Genomic DNA, 1,287 nt, shown 5'->3' with positions numbered 1-1,287 from the left:
AACGTGTTGAATGCAGCTGAATCAACAACCACCATTACTGTGACAGGTACCTTAACCGGTATCCCTGCAGATGCAGCCACCACAGTGGTGACTTTAGTCATCAATGGTGTGACTTACACTGCAACCGTAGATGCAGCAACTGGTAACTGGACAGCGGATGTCGCAGGTAGTGACCTGTTGGCCGATGGCGATAAAACCATTGATGCTACAGCGACCTTCACCGATGCAGCAGGTAACAGCAGCAGCGTGACTGACACCCAAGTCTATAACGTGGATGTGACTGCACCGAATGCCCCAGAGATTGATCCGGTCAATGGTACCGATCCAATCACCGGTACGGCAGAACCAGGTTCAACCGTGACGGTGACCTTCCCGGATGGCAGCACCGTTGATGTGGTGACTGATCCAGTGACAGGCGAGTGGACTGTACCAAACCCAGGCGGTCTGGTGGATGGTGATACCATCACTGCGATTGCCACTGACCCTGCAGGTAACCCGTCTGTACCAGGTACAGAGACTGTAGACATCACTCCACCAAATCCAGCGGGTGCAACCCTTGCGATTGATGCGGTGACTGCAGACAACGTTATTAACGCAGCAGAATCTACTGGCACCGTAACAGTGACAGGTACCTTAACCGGTATCCCTGCAGATGCAGCCACCACAGTGGTGACTTTAGTCATCAATGGTGTGACTTACACTGCAACGGTAGATGCAGCAACTGGTAACTGGACAGCGGATGTCGCAGGTAGTGACCTGTTGGCCGATGGCGATAAAACCATTGATGCTACAGCGACCTTCACCGATGCAGCCGGTAACAGCAGCAGCGTGACTGACACCCAAGTCTATAACGTGGATGTGACTGCACCGAATGCCCCAGAGATTGATCCAGTCAATGGTACCGATCCAATCACCGGTACGGCAGAACCAGGTTCAACTGTGACTGTGACCTTCCCGGATGGCAGCACCGTTGATGTGGTGACTGATCCAGTGACAGGCGAGTGGACTGTACCAAACCCAGGCGGTCTGGTGGATGGTGATACCATCACTGCGATTGCCACTGACCCTGCAGGTAACCCGTCTGTACCAGGTACAGAGACTGTAGACATCACTCCACCAAATCCAGCGGGTGCAACCCTTGCGATTGATGCGGTGACTGCAGATAACGTGTTGAATGCAGCTGAATCAACAACCACCATTACTGTGACAGGTACCTTAACCGGTATCCCTGCAGATGCAGCCACCACAGTGGTGACTTTAGTCATCAATGGTGTGACTTACACTGCA

At 52.8% G+C, this 1,287-nt stretch carries 1 protein-coding gene; it reads left to right on the top strand.

Features of this window, described 5'->3' with window-relative positions; translation table 11 throughout:
* The coding region (locus JO943_RS18430) for an Ig-like domain-containing protein (protein WP_227614518.1) at positions 1-1,287 on the top strand (1,287 nt) is incomplete at both ends.

This window comes from Acinetobacter sp. 'aerobic (ED)' (assembly GCF_904886855.1).
GTDB lineage: Bacteria > Pseudomonadota > Gammaproteobacteria > Pseudomonadales > Moraxellaceae > Acinetobacter > Acinetobacter courvalinii.
The sequence above is the reverse complement of the archived record's forward strand: the minus strand, read 5'-3'. Positions and strand labels throughout refer to the sequence as shown.